At 49.9% G+C, this 17,514-nt stretch carries 14 protein-coding genes; 8 read left to right on the plus strand and 6 right to left on the minus strand.

What is annotated here, in order from left to right:
- The coding region (locus tag ATB02_RS21725) for a PTS transporter subunit EIIC (protein WP_157945215.1) at window positions 1-372 on the minus strand (372 nt) is incomplete at its 3' end.
- A 174-nt stretch (window positions 373-546) separates the two neighbouring features.
- Here ATB02_RS21725 and malI point away from each other — a divergent pair.
- The 6 genes from malI to uidC all read left to right on the plus strand — a co-directional run bounded on the left by malI (window position 547) and on the right by uidC (window position 8,140).
- On the plus strand, window positions 547-1,575 hold the full coding sequence (malI, locus tag ATB02_RS21730; protein WP_000179513.1) for a mal regulon transcriptional regulator MalI: 1,029 nt from the start codon (window positions 547-549) through the stop codon (window positions 1,573-1,575).
- Window positions 1,576-1,686: 111 nt separating this feature from the next.
- Complete coding sequence (hdhA, locus tag ATB02_RS21735; RefSeq protein WP_105272220.1) at window positions 1,687-2,454, plus strand: 7-alpha-hydroxysteroid dehydrogenase; 768 nt, start codon at window positions 1,687-1,689, stop codon at window positions 2,452-2,454.
- A gap of 220 nt (window positions 2,455-2,674) precedes the next feature.
- Entirely contained in the window at window positions 2,675-3,265 is a 591-nt protein-coding gene (gene uidR / locus ATB02_RS21740) for a DNA-binding transcriptional regulator UidR (RefSeq protein ID WP_000969092.1), read from the plus strand.
- Between the two features lie 389 nt (window positions 3,266-3,654).
- Window positions 3,655-5,466 (plus strand): beta-glucuronidase, encoded by a 1,812-nt coding sequence (gene uidA, locus ATB02_RS21745; RefSeq protein WP_105272221.1) that lies wholly within the window; start codon window positions 3,655-3,657, stop codon window positions 5,464-5,466.
- A complete protein-coding gene (gene uidB / locus ATB02_RS21750) occupies window positions 5,463-6,836 on the plus strand; it encodes a glucuronide transporter (protein ID WP_105272222.1) in 1,374 nt (457 codons plus the stop codon). Before uidA ends, uidB begins: the two co-directional genes overlap by 4 nt.
- Before the next feature lie 38 nt (window positions 6,837-6,874).
- Window positions 6,875-8,140 carry a glucuronide uptake porin UidC gene (gene uidC, locus ATB02_RS21755; protein ID WP_001227017.1) on the plus strand — a complete coding sequence of 422 codons (1,266 nt, stop codon included), beginning with the start codon at window positions 6,875-6,877 and terminating at the stop codon, window positions 8,138-8,140.
- A gap of 44 nt (window positions 8,141-8,184) precedes the next feature.
- Here uidC and ATB02_RS21760 read toward each other — a convergent pair whose 3' ends face one another.
- Complete coding sequence (locus ATB02_RS21760) at window positions 8,185-9,693, minus strand: YdgA family protein (RefSeq protein ID WP_105272223.1); 1,509 nt, start codon at window positions 9,691-9,693, stop codon at window positions 8,185-8,187.
- 100 nt (window positions 9,694-9,793) lie between these two features.
- Complete coding sequence (manA, locus tag ATB02_RS21765; RefSeq protein ID WP_105272224.1) at window positions 9,794-10,969, minus strand: mannose-6-phosphate isomerase; 1,176 nt, start codon at window positions 10,967-10,969, stop codon at window positions 9,794-9,796.
- Between the two features lie 198 nt (window positions 10,970-11,167).
- On the opposite strand from manA, the gene fumB reads away from it, so the two are divergent.
- A complete protein-coding gene (fumB, locus tag ATB02_RS21770) occupies window positions 11,168-12,814 on the plus strand; it encodes a class I fumarate hydratase (RefSeq protein WP_000066639.1) in 1,647 nt (548 codons plus the stop codon).
- 142 nt (window positions 12,815-12,956) lie between these two features.
- On the plus strand, window positions 12,957-14,360 hold the full coding sequence (gene fumC / locus ATB02_RS21775) for a class II fumarate hydratase (protein WP_105272225.1): 1,404 nt from the start codon (window positions 12,957-12,959) through the stop codon (window positions 14,358-14,360).
- Here the strand turns inward: fumC and tus are convergent.
- The 3 genes from tus to rstA form a co-directional block, all read right to left on the minus strand.
- Entirely contained in the window at window positions 14,357-15,286 is a 930-nt protein-coding gene (gene tus / locus ATB02_RS21780; RefSeq protein ID WP_105272226.1) for a DNA replication terminus site-binding protein, read from the minus strand. The two genes, fumC and tus, sit on opposite strands and share 4 nt — an antisense overlap.
- Window positions 15,287-15,362: 76 nt before the next feature.
- Window positions 15,363-16,664: a two-component system sensor histidine kinase RstB gene (rstB, locus tag ATB02_RS21785; RefSeq protein ID WP_000732518.1), complete on the minus strand. Its 1,302-nt coding sequence runs from the start codon at window positions 16,662-16,664 to the stop codon at window positions 15,363-15,365.
- A 3-nt stretch (window positions 16,665-16,667) separates the two neighbouring features.
- A complete protein-coding gene (rstA, locus tag ATB02_RS21790) occupies window positions 16,668-17,387 on the minus strand; it encodes a two-component system response regulator RstA (protein WP_001092512.1) in 720 nt (239 codons plus the stop codon).
- Between the last annotated feature and the right edge of the window lie 127 nt (window positions 17,388-17,514).

Here is a 17,514-nt window from a genome sequence, read left to right on the forward strand (position 1 = left end):
GGTTGGCAGAATGCCTTTATTGGTCAACCAGAAGTTTACCGCGAGATTCATTACCGCATAACCGACAAAGCCAGCAAATGCCGCTACACCTTTGTTTTCGCGTGCCAGGCCCAGCGGGATGGCGATACAGAACATGACTGGCAGGAAACTAAAAGCAAACGAGCCAATCTTACTCATCCAGGTAAAGATAGCCTGCAACACGGGGTTGCCCAGGACCGGGATCAGGGTGATGACATCATGGCTGCTAAGAGAACTACCAATGCCGAGCATAATGCCGCAGAACGACAATAATGCCACGGGTAGCATGAAGGTTTTGCCTAACTGCTGGAAGAACTCCCACAGCGTGACTTTCGGTGCTGTTTTCGCCGTCATAAAACGACTCCTCGTAGAGAACAATCTGGATTCAGTAAATTGCGCGAGAAGATAAAACGTTTTATCAAATTTTAGTGAGGCACAAATCACATTACGCAACGATAATAGCGGGTATAAGATAAATAAAAGGTAAAACGTTTTATCTGTCACATAATCAGGGAGTAGGTCATCTGCATGGCTACCGCCAAAAAAATAACCATTCATGATGTTGCGCTGGCTGCGGGCGTGTCGGTAAGTACCGTTTCGCTGGTGCTAAGTGGCAAAGGGCGAATCTCTACCGCCACAGGAGAACGTGTTAACGCCGCCATTGAAGAGCTGGGATTTGTGCGCAATCGTCAGGCGTCGGCGCTGCGCGGCGGGCAAAGCGGCGTCATTGGTTTGATCGTCCGTGATTTATCTGCGCCGTTTTACGCCGAATTAACGGCCGGATTGACGGAAGCTCTGGAAGCGCAGGGACGGATGGTTTTTTTGCTTCACGGCGGTAAAGACGGCGAGCAGCTGGCACAACGGTTTTCACTGTTACTGAATCAGGGGGTCGATGGTGTGGTAATTGCCGGGGCTGCAGGAAGCAGCGATGACCTGCGACGGATGGCAGAAGAAAAAGCTATCCCGGTGATTTTCGCTTCCCGTGCCAGTTATCTTGATGATGTTGATACGGTTCGCCCGGATAACATGCAGGCTGCACAGTTGTTGACGGAGCATCTCATTCGCAATGGGCATCAGCGTATCGCCTGGCTGGGAGGGCAAAGTTCCTCATTAACCCGGGCAGAGCGGGTGGGGGGCTATTGTGCAACTCTACTAAAATTTGGCCTGCCGTTTCACAGCGATTGGGTGTTGGAGTGCACTTCCAGCCAGAAGCAAGCCGCGGAAGCTATCACGGCGCTTTTGCGTCATAACCCGACCATCAGTGCTGTGGTTTGCTATAACGAAACTATTGCGATGGGGGCATGGTTTGGTTTGCTGAAAGCAGGGCGGCAAAGCGGGGAAAGCGGAGTCGATCGTTACTTTGAACAACAGGTTTCGTTGGCGGCATTTACCGATGCAACGCCAACCACACTTGATGACATACCTGTTACCTGGGCCAGCACGCCTGCGCGGGAACTTGGAACCACACTTGCGGATCGCATGATGCAAAAAATCACCCACGAAGAGACGCATTCGCGCAATCTTATTATCCCCGCCCGGCTCATAGCGGCAAAATAATCCTCTCTTTATCTGCTATACCTGGTAGTGTCCTTTCCTCAAGGTTAATGATAAAAAATGTGGCACACAGGCGGTGCCTTTTATTTTTACTGAAGTTCACAGGAGGTTTATGTGTTTAATTCTGACAACCTGAGACTCGACGGAAAATGCGCCATCATCACAGGTGCGGGTGCAGGTATTGGTAAAGAAATCGCCATTACATTTGCGACGGCTGGCGCATCTGTGGTGGTCAGTGATATTAACGCGGATGCCGCTAATCATGCTGTCGATGAAATTCAACAACTGGGTGGACAGGCATTTGCCTGGCGCTGCGATGTTACTTCCGAACAGGAACTTTCTGCTCTGGCAGACTTTGCCATCAGCAAGTTAGGTAAAGTTGATATTCTGGTTAACAACGCTGGTGGCGGTGGTCCTAAACCGTTTGATATGCCAATGGCAGATTTTCGCCGTGCTTATGAGCTGAATGTGTTTTCTTTTTTCCATCTGTCACAACTTGTTGCGCCAGAAATGGAAAAAAATGGCGGTGGCGTTATTCTGACCATTACTTCTATGGCGGCAGAAAATAAAAATATCAACATGACCTCCTATGCGTCATCTAAAGCTGCGGCCAGTCATCTGGTCAGAAATATGGCGTTTGACCTGGGTGAAAAAAATATTCGGGTGAATGGCATTGCGCCGGGGGCAATATTAACCGATGCCCTGAAATCCGTTATTACACCAGAAATTGAACAAAAAATGTTACAGCACACGCCGATCAGACGTCTGGGCCAACCGCAAGATATTGCTAACGCGGCGCTATTCCTTTGCTCGCCTGCAGCCAGCTGGGTAAGCGGACAAATCCTCACGGTCTCCGGTGGGGGGGTACAGGAGCTCAATTAATACACTAACGGACCGGTAAACAACCGTCCGTGTTGTTTACCGGGATAAACTCATCAACGTCTCTGCTAAACAACTGGCAACCAAATCACGGCTATTGGTTAACCAATATCTGGATAAAAAGCTTACGAATTGAGTGTGCCTTCGCACTATTCAACAGCAATGATAGGCGCTCACCTGACAAACCGGTAAACTAGTTATTCACGCTAACTATAATGGTTTAATAATGGATAACATGCAGACTGAAGCACAACCGACACGGACCCGGATCCTCAATGCTGCCAGAGAGATTTTTTCAGAAAATGGATTTCACAGTGCCTCGATGAAAGCCATCTGTAAATCCTGCGCCATTAGTCCCGGGACGCTCTATCACCATTTCATCTCCAAAGAAGCCTTGATTCAGGCGATTATCTTACAGGACCAGGAGAGGGCGCTGGCCCGTTTCCGGGAACCGATTGAAGGGATTCATTTCGTTGACTATATGGTCGAGTCTATTGTCTCTCTCACCCATGAAGCCTTTGGACAACGGGCGCTGGTGGTCGAAATTATGGCGGAAGGGATGCGTAACCCACAGGTCGCCGCCATGCTTAAAAATAAGCATATGACGATCACGGAATTTGTTGCCCAGCGGATGCGTGATGCCCAGCAAAAAGGCGAGATAAGCCCAGACATCAACACGGCAATGACTTCACGTTTACTGCTGGATCTGACCTACGGTGTACTGGCCGATATCGAAGCGGAAGATCTGGCGCGTGAAGCGTCGTTTGCTCAGGGATTACGCGCGATGATTGGCGGTATCTTAACCGCATCCTGATCCTCTCTCTCTTTCCGCGGGCTGGTGACAACTGAGCCCGCGTTTCATATCGTAATTTCTCTGTGCAAAAATCATCCTCCCAGGGATCGGAGAATCCCACCTAAATATTCATCGTAGCAATATATCATGAAGGTTTATCGCTTCCAATATATTCGAACGAACGTTCGATTGCTTATTTTATGGCTTCTGTCAACGCTGTTTTAAAGATTAATGCGATCTATATCACGCTGTGGGTATTGCAGTTTTTGGTTTTTTGATCCCGGTGTCAGTTCTTTTTATTTCCATTTCTCTTCCATGGGTTTCTCACAGATAACTGTGTGCAACACATAATTGGTTAACTAATCAGATTAAAGGTTGACCAGTATTTTTATTTTAATGAGGAGTCCCTTATGTTACGTCCTGTAGAAACCCCAACCCGTGAAATCAAAAAACTCGACGGCCTGTGGGCATTCAGTCTGGATCGCGAAAACTGTGGAATTGATCAGCGTTGGTGGGAAAGCGCGTTACAAGAAAGCCGGGCAATTGCTGTGCCGGGCAGTTTTAACGATCAGTTCGCCGATGCAGATATTCGTAATTATGTGGGTAACGTCTGGTATCAGCGCGAAGTCTTTATACCGAAAGGTTGGACGGGCCAGCGTATTGTACTGCGTTTCGATGCGGTCACTCATTACGGCAAAGTGTGGGTAAATAATCAGGAAGTGATGGAGCATCAGGGCGGCTATACGCCATTTGAAGCCGATGTCACGCCGTATGTTATTGCCGGGAAAAGTGTACGTATCACTGTTTGTGTGAACAACGAACTGAACTGGCAGACTATCCCGCCGGGAATGGTGATTACCGACGAAAACGGCAAGAAAAAGCAGTCTTACTTTCATGATTTCTTTAACTACGCCGGGATCCATCGCAGCGTAATGCTCTACACCACGCCGAATACCTGGGTGGACGATATCACCGTGGTGACGCATGTCGCGCAAGACTGTAACCACGCGTCTGTTGACTGGCAGGTGGTGGCAAATGGTGATGTCAGCGTTGAACTGCGTGATGCGGATCAACAGGTGGTTGCAACTGGACAAGGCACCAGCGGGACTTTGCAAGTGGTGAATCCGCACCTCTGGCAACCGGGTGAAGGTTATCTCTATGAACTGTGCGTCACAGCCAAAAGCCAGACAGAGTGTGATATCTACCCGCTGCGCGTCGGCATCCGGTCAGTGGCAGTGAAGGGCGAGCAGTTCCTGATTAACCACAAACCGTTCTATTTTACTGGCTTTGGTCGTCATGAAGATGCGGATTTGCGTGGCAAAGGATTCGATAACGTGCTGATGGTGCACGATCACGCATTAATGGACTGGATTGGGGCCAACTCCTACCGTACCTCGCATTACCCTTACGCTGAAGAGATGCTCGACTGGGCAGATGAACATGGCATCGTGGTGATTGATGAAACTGCAGCTGTAGGCTTTAACCTCTCTTTAGGCATTGGTTTCGAAGCGGGCAACAAGCCGAAAGAACTGTACAGCGAAGAGGCAGTCAACGGAGAAACCCAGCAGGCGCACTTACAGGCGATTAAAGAGCTGATTGCGCGTGACAAAAACCACCCAAGCGTGGTGATGTGGAGTATTGCCAACGAACCGGATACCCGTCCGCAAGGTGCACGGGATTATTTCGCGCCACTGGCGGAAGCAACGCGTAAACTCGACCCGACGCGTCCGATCACCTGCGTCAATGTAATGTTCTGCGACGCTCACACCGATACCATCAGCGATCTCTTTGATGTGCTGTGTCTGAACCGTTATTACGGTTGGTATGTCCAAAGCGGCGATTTGGAAACGGCAGAGAAGGTACTGGAAAAAGAACTACTGGCCTGGCAGGAGAAACTGCATCAGCCGATTATCATCACCGAATACGGCGTGGATACGTTAGCCGGGCTGCACTCAATGTACACCGACATGTGGAGTGAAGAGTATCAGTGTGCATGGCTGGATATGTATCACCGCGTCTTTGATCGAGTCAGCGCCGTCGTCGGTGAACAGGTATGGAATTTCGCCGATTTTGCGACCTCACAAGGCATATTGCGCGTTGGCGGTAACAAGAAAGGGATCTTCACCCGCGACCGCAAACCGAAGTCGGCGGCTTTTCTGCTGCAAAAACGCTGGACTGGCATGAACTTCGGTGAAAAACCGCAGCAGGGAGGCAAACAATGAATCAACAACTCTCCTGGCGCACCATCGTCGGCTACAGCCTCGGTGACGTCGCCAATAACTTCGCCTTCGCAATGGGGGCGCTCTTCCTGTTGAGTTACTACACCGACGTCGCTGGCGTCGGTGCCGCTGCGGCGGGCACCATGCTGTTACTGGTGCGGGTATTCGATGCCTTCGCCGACGTCTTTGCCGGACGAGTGGTGGACAGTGTGAATACCCGCTGGGGAAAATTCCGCCCGTTTTTACTCTTCGGTACTGCGCCGTTAATGATCTTCAGTGTGCTGGTATTCTGGGTGCCGACCGACTGGAGCCATAGCAGCAAAGTAGTGTATGCATATTGGACCTACATGGGCCTCGGGCTTTGCTACAGCCTGGTGAATATTCCTTATGGTTCACTTGCTACCGCGATGACCCAACAACCACAATCCCGCGCCCGTCTGGGCGCGGCTCGCGGGATTGCCGCTTCATTGACCTTTGTCTGTCTGGCATTTCTGATAGGACCGAGCATTAAGAACTCCAGTCCGGAAGAGATGGTGTCGGTATACCATTTCTGGACGATTGTGCTGGCGATTGCCGGAATGGTGCTTTACTTCATCTGCTTCAAATCGACGCGTGAGAATGTGGTACGTATCGTGGCGCAGCCGTCATTGAAGATCAGTCTGCAAACCCTGAAACGGAATCGCCCGCTGTTTATGTTGTGCATCGGTGCGCTGTGTGTGCTGATTTCGACCTTCGCGGTCAGCGCCTCGTCGTTGTTCTACGTGCGCTATGTGTTAAATGATACCGGGCTGTTCACTGTGCTGGTACTGGTGCAAAACCTGGTCGGTACTGTGGCATCGGCACCGCTGGTGCCGGGGATGGTCGCGAGGATCGGTAAAAAGAATACCTTCCTGATTGGCGCTTTGCTGGGAACCTGCGGTTATCTGCTGTTCTTCTGGGTTTCGGTCTGGTCACTGCCGGTGGCGTTGGTTGCGTTGGCCATCGCTTCAATTGGTCAGGGCGTTACCATGACCGTGATGTGGGCACTGGAAGCTGATACTGTAGAATACGGTGAATACCTGACCGGCGTGCGAATAGAAGGGCTCACCTATTCACTATTCTCATTTACCCGTAAATGCGGTCAGGCAATCGGAGGTTCAATTCCTGCCTTTATTTTGGGATTAAGCGGATATATTGCCAATCAGGTACAAACGCCGGAAGTTATTATGGGCATCCGCACATCAATTGCCTTAGTACCTTGCGGATTTATGCTGCTGGCATTCGTCATTATCTGGTTTTATCCTCTCACGGATAAAAAATTCAAAGAAATCGTGGTTGAAATTGATAATCGTAAAAAAATGCAGCAGCAATTAATCACCGATATCACTAATTAATATTCAATAAAAATAATCAGAACATCAAAGGTGCAACTATGAGAAAAATAGTGGCCATGGCCGTTATTTGCCTGACGGCTGCCTCTGGCCTTACCTCTGCTTACGCGGCGCAACTGGCTGACGATGAAGCGGGACTACGCATCAGACTGAAAAACGAATTGCGCAGGGCGGATAAGCCCAGTGCTGGCGCGGGAAGAGATATTTACGCATGGGTACAGGGAGGATTGCTCGATTTCAATAGTGGTTATTATTCCAATATTATTGGCGTTGAAGGCGGGGCGTATTATGTTTATAAATTAGGTGCTCGTGCTGATATGAGTACCCGGTGGTATCTTGATGGTGATAAAAGTTTTGGCTTTGCCCTGGGTGCAGTAAAAATAAAACCCAGTGAAAATAGCCTGCTTAAATTAGGTCGCTTCGGGACGGATTATAGTTATGGTAGCTTACCTTATCGTATTCCGTTAATGGCTGGCAGTTCGCAACGTACATTACCGACAGTTTCTGAAGGAGCATTAGGTTACTGGGCTTTAACGCCAAATATTGATCTGTGGGGAATGTGGCGGTCACGAGTATTTTTATGGACCGATTCAACAACCGGTATTCGTGATGAAGGGGTTTATAACAGCCAGACGGGAAAATACGATAAACATCGCGCACGTTCTTTTTTAGCCGCCAGTTGGCATGATGATACCAGTCGCTATTCTCTGGGGGCATCGGTACAGAAAGATGTTTCCAATCAGATACAAAGTATTCTCGAGAAAAGCATACCGCTCGACCCGAATTATACGTTGAAAGGGGAGTTGCTCGGCTTTTACGCGCAACTCGAAGGTTTAAGTCGTAATACCAGCCAGCCCAATGAAACGGCGTTGGTTAGTGGACAATTGACCTGGAATGCGCCGTGGGGAAGCGTATTTGGCAGTGGTGGTTATTTGCGCCATGCAATGAATGGTGCCGTGGTGGACACCGACATTGGCTATCCCTTTTCATTAAGTCTTGATCGTAACCGTGAAGGAATGCAGTCCTGGCAATTGGGCGTCAATTATCGTTTAACTCCGCAATTTACGCTGACATTTGCACCGATTGTGACTCGCGGCTATGAATCCAGTAAACGAGATGTGCGGATTGAAGGCGCGGGTATCTTAGGTGGTATGAACTATCGGGTCAGCGAAGGGCCGTTACAAGGGATGAATTTCTTTCTTGCTGCCGATAAAGGGCGGGAAAAGCGAGATGGCAGTACACTGGGCGATCGCCTGAATTACTGGGATGTGAAAATGAGTATTCAGTATGACTTTATGCTGAAGTAAGAAAAAACGCCGGAGAGAAAAATCTCCGGCATTTTGGCTGTGAATTACTGCTGCGGAATAGCGGGTACAGCCGGAACGTTTAATGCCGGCATCGCAAACATGCCAACAAAATCTTCCAGTGGCATTTTCTGCCCGTTTAACGTGATCTGACCGTTAGCATATTGCAGGCTGGTGGTGATGGTATTGTCCTGCAAGGTGGTCAGACGGAACATCTGCCCCATTGCTGATGCACCTTCAACTTGCTGTTTCGCCAGTTTTTTCGCTTGATCTTCCTGATAACCTTCCAGCTTCGCTACCTGAGTCATCAACTCAGTTGCCATACCCACCGGAATGGTCAGTTTCGCATCCAGAGATTTAACCGAGCGGTCTACTTCCTGTGCCAGCGTTTGCGGCGCTTCTTTTGTCGTTGCCGGATCTTTCAGGAACAGCGACAGATTCAACGCACTTTCACCCTGACTGTTTTTCCAGCTTAACGGCGCGATAGTAATCACCGGATCGCCTTTCAACATCAGCGGCAGGGCGCTAAAGAAGGCTTCCGTCACTTTCTCCTGATAAAGTTCGGGATTGTTGGCAATCTCTGGCTGTGCCAGAAGCGCCTGAGTTTGCGCGTTATATTGCTGACTAAACTGATGCCAGGCTTCGCCATCAATCTGGCCGACTTTTAAAGTCAGCTTGCCGCTGCCCAGATCCTGATTCTGTACCTTAAGGCTATTTAGCGAGTAATCCAGTTGGCTATTGATCGTTTTACCGTCATTGACCAGATCCGATTTACCGCTGATCTCCATGCCTTCCAGCAGTGCCAGTTCTTTGCCTTCCACTGAAATGGTCATTTTCTCCAGCGACAGTTTTTGGTTTCCTACGCGCTCACCAAAACTTGCCAGCGTGCTGGAACCGTCGGTTTTCAGATTATTAAAGGTCAACTGCACTTTCTGGTTGTATTCGTTAACCGCGTCTATCCGACCACTTTGCGCCTCCCCTGAAAGGGAGATAGTTTTACCGTCTCTGTCAGCATTTAACTGGAACTCGCCGCCGCTAAAGGCGACTTTTTCATCCTTTTGCTCGTAATTCAGTGGCTTGAGCGAAATATCGGAACTGGAATCACCGCTATAACCAATGCGGGAGTTAATCTCAAAAGGCGTTTCACCCTTTGCCATATCAAACAGTGGCTTGCTTACTTCGTTATTGACCAGCGTGGTTTGAATTGATGCCATAGACGGGATCAGGTTCAGTTTTTTAAGCTGGGCAAAGGGGAAGGGGCCATGATCAACTGATTCGTTGAAGATGACGCTCTGACCACTTTTAATCCACGGATTTTCTTTTCCGGCAACGGGTTTCACCAACAGCTGCAACTGGCTGCTGAATACGCCGCGATGATAGTTTTGATAACTTACTTCCAGGTTGGATTCAGGAGCTGTCAGTTTGAGTTGCGCGTTCGCCTGCGCGACCATGTCTTCGAGATGGGTTTCTATCTTCTTGCCTGTATACCATGCGCCGCCTGTCCAGACTACGCCTAGCGCAACAATGACGCCTACCGCTACCAGCGATTTATTCATAATGATTATCCATAAAATGAAATCAGGCGGACTGGCCGCCTGAAGGTGTTATAAGCCTTTAATAAGCTTAGCAAGAGATGTTAATTTTTTCAGTAAGCACTTACAGCTTGTTGTAAACACGCGCTAAACGGCCGTGGCCTTTGACAGTCACCGGTGATTCGTTGGCGGCAATAAACGCTGATTCACCCGGTTTAAGCTGTAACTGCTGAGAACCTTTACACAGCGTTGCATCGCCTTCGACGCAGAACAAAATGGCGGCACTCTGCTGGCTGATGGTGGTTTCTTTATCACTAAGGTCATGCAGCGAGAAGGCAAAATCATCCACCGGAATCGGGAAGTCCAGTTCTGCACCTTGTTTCACTGGCTGGGTCAACAACTGGTTAGCCGGTTTGGCTTCGAACTTCACGTTGGCAACCAGTTCCGGAATATCAATATATTTAGGCGTCAGACCCGCACGCAGCACGTTATCGGAGTTCGCCATCACTTCCAGCGCCACACCTTGCAGGTAAGCGTGCGGCGTTTCAGCGAACAGGAACATCGCTTCGCCAGGATTCAATTTCACCACATTCAGCAACAGCGGGGAGAACAGACCGCTGTCATCCGGGTAAAATTCAGAAATTAAACGAATCGTTTGCCACGGTTCACCCTGCTGACTGTCGAGCGCCGATTTTAAAATCGCCAGCGCGCGGGATTTTTCTTCCCCCTGCATATTCAGCAGGCTGGCGAACAGTTCGCTTAAACGTTCGGCATCAGGCTGTTGTAAAAAGTGAGCAATCGCCGGATGTGCACCTGCGACTGGCTGGAGTAGGGAGACAATCTCGGAAAACTCACGAAACGCGTTCATCGCAAGGAAAGGCGTCAGCGCAAAAACCAGCTCCGGCTTGTGGTTAGGATCTTTATAGTTACGCTCAGCGGCATCCATCGGAATACCTGCAGCATTTTCTTTGGCAAAACCGATTTCAGAATTGCGTTTGTTTGGATGAACCTGAATGGAGAGCGGCTGTGCTGCGCACAATACTTTGAACAGGAAAGGTAGTTCGCCAAAGCGTTTGGCAACGGCCTCTCCGAGCAGAGTCGATTTATCACTCTCAATCACATCACGCAGTGAAACGATATCTCCGGCGGCATTCTTCACCTGTGAACTGCTTTTCGGATGTGCGCCCATCCACAGCTCGGCCATCGGCTGGCTGGACGGATTTTCCATACCATAAAGTTCAGTCAACGCCGTTTTGCTGCCCCAGGCATAGTTTTGCACTGAGTTAATGAGTTTTTGCATGATCAATCCCTGTTTTAATGTGGAAATTAATCCCGCTATTAAAGCAAGAATCCTACGGGAAGTAACCTGGAGCCGCAAAAAGTCGTACTAGTCTCAGTTTTTGTTAAAAAACTGTGTAGGATATTGTTACTCGCTTTTAACAGGGCAACGGAACACCCGCCCAGAGCATAACCAAACCAGGCAGTAAGTGAGAGAACAATGTCAAACAAACCCTTTCATTATCAGGCTCCTTTTCCACTCAAAAAAGATGATACTGAGTATTACCTGCTAACCAGCGAACACGTTAGCGTATCTGAATTTGAAGGGCAGGAGATTTTGAAAGTCGCACCCGAAGCGTTAACTTTGTTGGCGCGTCAGGCGTTTCATGATGCGTCATTTATGCTGCGTCCGGCTCACCAACAACAGGTGGCCGACATTCTGCGTGACCCGGAAGCCAGCGAAAATGATAAATATGTGGCGCTGCAATTCCTGCGCAACTCCGACATCGCGGCGAAAGGCGTTCTGCCAACCTGTCAGGATACCGGCACCGCGATTATTGTTGGTAAAAAAGGGCAGCGTGTATGGACCGGTGGCGGTGATGAAGCAGCGCTGGCGCGCGGTGTCTATAACACTTATATCGAGGATAATCTGCGCTACTCGCAAAACGCGCCGCTGGATATGTATAAAGAGGTGAATACCGGCACTAACTTACCAGCGCAGATCGATCTTTATGCCGTTGATGGTGACGAGTACAAATTCCTCTGTATCGCCAAAGGTGGCGGTTCGGCAAACAAGACGTATCTCTATCAGGAAACCAAAGCGTTACTGACGCCGGGAAAACTGAAAAATTATCTGGTTGAGAAGATGCGCACGCTGGGTACGGCGGCCTGTCCTCCCTATCATATTGCGTTCGTTATTGGTGGAACTTCTGCAGAAACGAATCTTAAAACGGTGAAACTGGCTTCCGCTAAATACTATGATGAACTGCCAACGGAAGGGAATGAGCACGGTCAGGCGTTCCGCGATGTGGAACTTGAAAAAGAATTGCTGATCGAAGCGCAAAATCTTGGTCTGGGTGCGCAGTTTGGTGGTAAATACTTCGCTCACGACATCCGCGTGATTCGCCTGCCACGTCACGGCGCATCCTGCCCGGTCGGTATGGGCGTCTCCTGTTCTGCTGACCGTAATATCAAAGCGAAGATCAACCGTCAGGGGATCTGGATCGAAAAACTGGAACATAATCCAGGCAAATATATCCCGGAAGAGCTGCGCAAAGCGGGAGAAGGCGAAGCGGTGCGCGTTGACCTTAACCGTCCGATGAAAGAGATCCTCGCACAGTTGTCGCAGTATCCCGTTTCTACACGCTTATCGCTGAATGGCACGATTATCGTCGGTCGTGATATTGCTCACGCCAAACTGAAAGAGCGGATGGATAACGGTGAAGGGCTGCCGCAGTACATCAAAGATCATCCGATTTACTATGCGGGGCCGGCCAAAACGCCGGAAGGTTATGCCTCCGGTTCTCTTGGCCCAACGACCGCCGGACGGATGGATTCTTATGTCGATCAACTGCAAGCGCAGGGCGGAAGTATGATCATGCTGGCGAAAGGCAACCGCAGCCAGCAGGTGACGGATGCCTGTAAAAAACACGGCGGTTTCTACCTCGGTAGTATCGGTGGTCCGGCAGCAGTATTGGCGCAGGGAAGTATTAAGAGCCTGGAATGTGTTGAATATCCGGAACTGGGAATGGAAGCCATCTGGAAAATTGAAGTAGAAGATTTCCCGGCGTTTATCCTTGTGGATGATAAAGGAAATGACTTCTTCCAGCAGATACAACTCACACAGTGCACCCGCTGTGTGAAATAAACAGAGCCGCCCTTCGGGGCGGTTTTTTTACATGGCACGAAAGACCAAACATTTGTTATCAAATAGTAAATAATGAGTGAGCTAAAAGTTGCTTAACGAAAGCAAAACAGAAAGAAAAAATTAATCAGGTGAGGAGCAGGCCATGAATACAGTACGCAGCGAAAAAGATTCGATGGGGGCGATTGATGTCCCGGCAGATAAGCTGTGGGGCGCACAAACTCAACGCTCGCTGGAGCATTTCCGCATTTCGACGGAGAAAATGCCCACCTCACTGATTCATGCGCTGGCGCTAACCAAGCGCGCAGCGGCAAAAGTTAATGAAGATTTAGGCTTGTTGTCTGAAGAGAAAGCGAGCGCCATTCGTCAGGCGGCGGATGAAGTACTGGCAGGACAGCATGATGATGAATTCCCGCTGGCAATCTGGCAGACCGGCTCCGGCACGCAAAGTAATATGAACATGAACGAAGTGCTGGCTAATCGGGCCAGTGAATTACTTGGCGGCGTGCGCGGGATGGAGCGTAAAGTTCACCCTAACGACGACGTGAACAAAAGCCAAAGTTCCAATGATGTCTTTCCGACGGCGATGCACGTTGCGGCGCTACTGGCGCTGCGCAAGCAACTCATTCCGCAGCTTAAAACCCTGACACAGACGCTGAATGAGAAATCGCGCGCATTTGCCGATATCGTCAAAATTGGTCGTACCCACTTGCAGGATGCCACGCCGCTAACACTGGGGCAGGAGATTTCCGGCTGGGTAGCGATGCTGGAGCATAATCTCAAACATATCGAATACAGCCTGCCGCATGTAGCGGAACTGGCTATGGGCGGTACAGCTGTGGGTACTGGACTAAATACCCATCCGGAGTATGCGCGTCGCGTGGCAGATGAACTGGCAGTCATTACCTGCGCACCGTTTGTTACCGCGCCGAACAAATTTGAAGCGCTGGCGACCTGTGATGCCCTGGTTCAGGCGCACGGCGCGTTGAAAGGGTTGGCTGCGTCACTGATGAAAATTGCCAATGATGTCCGCTGGCTGGCCTCAGGCCCGCGCTGCGGAATTGGTGAAATCTCAATCCCGGAAAATGAGCCGGGCAGCTCAATCATGCCGGGGAAAGTGAACCCAACCCAGTGTGAGGCATTAACCATGCTCTGCTGTCAGGTGATGGGGAACGACGTGGCGATCAACATGGGGGGCGCTTCCGGTAACTTTGAACTGAACGTCTTCCGTCCGATGGTGATCCACAATTTCCTGCAATCGGTGCGCTTGCTGGCAGATGGCATGGAAAGTTTCAACAAACACTGCGCAGTGGGCATTGAACCGAATCGTGAGCGAATCAATCAATTACTCAATGAATCGCTGATGCTGGTGACTGCGCTCAACACTCACATTGGTTATGACAAAGCCGCCGAGATCGCCAAAAAAGCGCATAAAGAAGGGCTGACCTTAAAAGCTGCGGCCCTTGCGCTGGGGTATCTTAGCGAAGCCGAGTTTGACAGCCGGGTACGGCCAGAACAGATGGTCGGCAGTATGAAAGCAGGGCGTTAATCTGCAACATACAGGTGCAGCCGTGGAATGATCAAGCGAAGCGGCTGCGCCTGTGGTTTATAGCGGTGCTGCACATTGTCAGCATCGTAATTTAACAACTCGCCAACGTCCGGCACGCCCGCACCATTATCCCGATTAATCAGCGCAATAAGCGGCGTAGGGCAGGCGTGTTGTACTTGTTTTTGATCTCCCTTATACCAGACGCGGGCAATCGGCTGCACCTTCACCGGACGTTTGATTTTTAACTTCGCATTCTGCGACAGGGCAGCAATATCCTGATACTCTCGCTCCAGCTTTCTGTGCCACTCCTCGCGCGTCCACGGTGCAACACTGCGCGGTGATTTCAGGCTTTTTTCCAGCAGTGCCAGGACTTCATCACGATGCAAATTCTTAATGATATGTTTATTCGCCCAGCCAAAACGTAAAGTGGCGGGGTCGTGAAGAACGGTGAGCGTGCGATAAGCATTAAGGGTGATCAGCCCCGGCAAATGACGATGCACCCATTCAAAACGCGCCGCTGTGGGAAGTTCTGACTCAACCGTGACGATATGCTCGAACGTAGTCTTGAGTTGATTGATGCGCTGAATATGACTGACCAACGCTGCTTGCGAAAGGTTATCGACCTGGTAACACAACACGCCAGGCAGTCGAACAGCAGCCTTGCTGCTGCGATTTTCGGACTGTTGCTGAATAAACAAATGGCGGAAATGACGTATCGCCTGCGCCTGCGCCTCTTTGCCGAGATGTTGCTTTACCTCAATACGATTAAGCGGATTATGCTCATCCTCTTTTTTCACCTCCGGTAAAGAGAACACGCGGGCAACCAGCAATTTGTGCTGTTCTAGCTCAGCGGCAAATGCAGCTAGCTCTTGTTCCATCTGGCGAAAGGTAGTGTTGAGTCGGTCTACGAGATCGTAACGCGCCATAATATTAATCACTTTAGTTACAACATACTTTATTTTATAACACAGTATCGACAGCCTGACCACCGTGCGCGTAATGTCAAGCAGAGGTAAATTGCGGGATGTTATGCCATAACGGCCAGCTAAACGAGAAGCGGGCACCCCCCAGTTCGCTGGTGTCACAATTAACCGTACCGCCCATTGCTAGTGCTATAGAGTGGACAATTGCCAGCCCTAGCCCACAGCCGCCGGTTGCGCGGTCGCGGCTGGGGTCGAGGCGAACAAAAGGTTCAAAGATGTGTTCGCGATTTTCTGGGGCGATCCCTGGGCCATCATCCTCAACAATTAATGTCGCTCTGTTCCCCGACAGTAGCAGGCTGGTTTCAACCGTTGAGTGACAGTAGCGCAGGGCGTTATTGAGCAAATTATCCAGCACGCGCTCCATTAAGCGCATATCCAACGCCGCATAATGGCCTTGCGCGAGCGTTTTAATCCGTACCGTTTTATCGGGCGTTACTGCCTGAATGTCTGCCAGATGCGTTGACAGCCACAACGGCAGGTCTGGTTCGCTAAGATGAAGCTCATTTTGTGGGCGATCGAGTCGGGCATAAGTCAGCAGCTCTTCAATTAAAGCTTCAAGTTGACTGATATCGCGATTCAACGCCTGGGATTCGGCGGCGCTCAGGTTATCGCTCATCTCCAGTCGATAACGCAGGCGCACTAACGGTGTTCGCAGTTCATGAGCGATACCGTCAATAAGCTGTTTTTTGCTGGCAATCAAGGCGTTGATATTGTCCGCCATCTGATTAAACGCGACGCCAAGTCGTTCAAAGCTCGAACCTTCATCAAAGTGGATACGCTCACTGAGATGCCCATCGCCAAATCGTTGCGCCGCTGCTTCCAGTTTTAACATATCCTGCCAGTGCGGACGCATCCAGATAAACACCGGAAAGGCGAGGGAAATGGCAATAAAAGCGATCAGGGCGATATCCAGTAATCGCATCTGATGGAGGTAATAAAGATAAGGAACAGGACCAACTGCCAGCACGTAGTGGCTGCGCGGGATACGTTGCAAAAAGGTGTACTGATCGTCCAGAGCGACAATTTCGCCGCCACGCAGCCGGTGCATGGAAATATCATCAAGATGATATTTACTCAGCGGCTCGACACGCAGATCGAAAGAGAGATTTAAATCCATCTCCTTCAGCGTCTTACCCCAATCGTGTGGGGGGATCTCACGCAATTCGCTGCGCATCAGATACAGCGAACTGTTCATCAAATCATCCAGCGACTGTTTGCCCGCGCGTTCGGCGGTAAATTTGTACACCAGCCCAACCAGCAGAGACATCACAAGGAAGCAGACAAACAATAACAGGTAAAACTGGATAAACAGTTTTTTCATCGCTTATTCCCATGCATGAGGCGCAAAAAGATAGCCTTTGTTACGCACAGTTTTAATGCGATAAGGTTCGGCGGCGTTATCGAGCAGTTTTTTTCTTAATCGCGAAATAGCCACATCCACGCTACGATCCAGACCATCATAACTGACGCCGCGTAAGTTCTTCAGCAATGCATCGCGGTCCATGATTTGCCCGGCATGAGTGGCTAATTCCCACAATAATTCGAAATCAGCCGTCGAGAGCGAGATTTCAGCATTAGCCAGAGTGACTACGCGGTTGATGGGATCGATGGTCAACGTGCCGAAATGCAGGGCTTTGTAGGGAGTCAGCGTCGTTTCCTGAAGACCTTTGGTCAGTGTGGCTTGCTCATTCTGACGCAAATGTAAACGTAAGCGCGCTAACAATACAGCAGGGGGTGTCGTTTTGAGAATATAGTCGCAGGCACCCATTTCCAGTGCCAGGATGTGGTTCATGTCGCTATCGAGAGAGGTTAGAAGAACAATCGGTCCGGACCACTTTGCGCGTAAATCACGACAAATGGTCATGCCGTCCTTGCCGGGCAGCATGATATCGAGTAACACCAAATCCGGATTTTCTCGCAGAATAGTTTCTTCGGCCTGGTCGCCGCGCGGCTCTACGGTAACCTGCATATCATGTTTTGCCAGGTACGCGGCAATCAGTGAACCGACTTCCGCATCATCTTCCACAAATACGATAGTGTTCATATTATTCACGGTAGATATAAAAACGTCACAATACACCGCGCTGTTTTTACTTACTATCAATCGTTTCTAAACAAGTTTTCATCAGGTATTCTACTGGTGACTTGTTATGGAAGTGTTAAGGTAAAAA

The organism is Escherichia sp. MOD1-EC5189 (assembly GCF_002966045.1).
Lineage (GTDB): Bacteria > Pseudomonadota > Gammaproteobacteria > Enterobacterales > Enterobacteriaceae > Escherichia > Escherichia coli_F.